General features: G+C 70.3%; 1 protein-coding gene. It reads left to right on the top strand.

Annotation, left to right across the window (positions count from 1 at the left end; all coding sequences use genetic code 11):
• Nucleotides 1-464 (top strand): OmpL47-type beta-barrel domain-containing protein (locus tag ONA70_RS36470; protein WP_406601310.1); only part of this gene is annotated, 464 nt, incomplete at both ends.

Genomic DNA, 464 nt, shown 5'->3' with positions numbered 1-464 from the left:
GCGTCGGACAGCGGTTCGGGTGTGGACCGGGTCGAGTACTCCCTCGACGGGCAGCCCTACGCCGTCTACGTCACGCCGGTGGCGGTGAACCAGCCGGGTCAGCACACGGTGAGTTACCGGGCGACCGACAAGGCCGGGAACACGTCGTCGGCGCAGCAGGTGTCGTTCACCGTGGTCGAACCCGCGCCGAAGGACACCACGCCGCCGACCGTCACCGCCGCGGTGACCGGCCAGAAGGACGCCAACGGGGCGTACGTGGGCAGTGCCACGGTCACCCTGTCGGCCACGGACACCGAGTCCGGGGTGGCCAAGGTCGAGTACTCGCTCGACGGCGGCGCCTACGCGACGTACTCCGCGCCATTGACCGTCAACCAGGCCGGCCAGCACACGGTCGGCTACCGGGCGACCGACAAGGCTGGCAACACGTCGTCGGCGCAGCAGGTGTCGTTCACCGTGGTCGAGCC

The organism is Micromonospora yasonensis (genome assembly GCF_026013475.1).
Taxonomy (GTDB): domain Bacteria; phylum Actinomycetota; class Actinomycetes; order Mycobacteriales; family Micromonosporaceae; genus Micromonospora; species Micromonospora yasonensis.
This window is presented reverse-complemented; position numbering and strand designations above follow the sequence as displayed.